The organism is Mesorhizobium sp. M4B.F.Ca.ET.089.01.1.1 (assembly GCF_004022605.1).
In the GTDB taxonomy this organism is placed as follows: Bacteria; Pseudomonadota; Alphaproteobacteria; order Rhizobiales; family Rhizobiaceae; genus Mesorhizobium; species Mesorhizobium abyssinicae.
Genome location: NZ_RZOS01000985.1, coordinates 1 through 897 on the forward strand (window position 1 = coordinate 1; position 897 = coordinate 897).

The 897-nt window shown below is 57.3% G+C and carries 2 protein-coding genes; both read right to left on the minus strand.

Annotated elements, in window-relative coordinates; all coding sequences use genetic code 11:
- Positions 1 to 569, minus strand: a 569-nt coding sequence (locus EN780_RS35515; protein WP_133372923.1) for a hypothetical protein, incomplete at its 3' end; no start/stop codon positions are given.
- The coding region (locus EN780_RS35520; protein WP_128276556.1) for a glycosyltransferase at positions 566 to 897 on the minus strand (332 nt) is incomplete at its 5' end. The genes EN780_RS35515 and EN780_RS35520, both read right to left, overlap by 4 nt.

Consider the following 897-nt stretch of genomic DNA (forward strand, 5'->3'; position numbering starts at 1 on the left):
TCCTTGGGTACGGCGCGATAGCTCGCCGCGCCGCCGAGCAAGAGTCCCGCAGCGGCCACATTCGGGTTGACTGCTAACCCCGCAGCACGGCCAACCGTAGTGGTAAAGCCATGGGTGAAAAGCACATCCAGGAAGCAAGCGATAGCATTGAGGGCCGTAACCGAAGCGGACAGCCGCAGCACAATCGGTGGGGCAAACGCAAGCATCAGAGTGATTGCAGAGCCACCAAGAGCAAGAGTTGTCAAATAGCTCCTGTTGACGATCCCTATAGGGTGCAGAGCGATTGGTACCACCGCAATCGCGGCGCCGATTGCCAGCGGCAAAATAGCTTTGCGCACGTCACGTCGCGTCACTACCACTGCCAAAGAGACGATAAGTACAACGCCATAGAGCGCGTATAAGACCAACCTGAGATAGCCATCTCGCCCGGTGAACAATGGCAGGGAGAAAGGCATAAACCAGGCCTGATATACAACGACTGTGAAAGCGCAGAAGCCGGCCGAAAGGTTCACTAACTTCGTTTGCAGCGACGGGCCTAGTGAGCAATCCACATCTGCAACCCCGCTCATTCATTCCCCGTGAAGTAGAGCGCTTCATAGGCGTCGGCCATAGCCTCAATCGAATAGCGCTGGCGCATTATCCGCTGGCGAAACTCCTGTTCCGTTTTGCGCTTTGGCAGACGGTCTACTGTCTCCAGCAAACCTCGAGCGAGGTCAGTGGGAGCGCGAGGTTGTACCAAAACACATCCTGGCAGGCCTGAGATTGCCTCCGGATTTCCGCCTACGTCTGTAACCACTACCGGGAGGCCGGCCGCCAGTTTCTCCATCAAGGCATTGCAAAAGCCCTCCTCAGGGGACGCGATCACGCCGACATCCATGCCTGCCAGTAAGCCCGGGA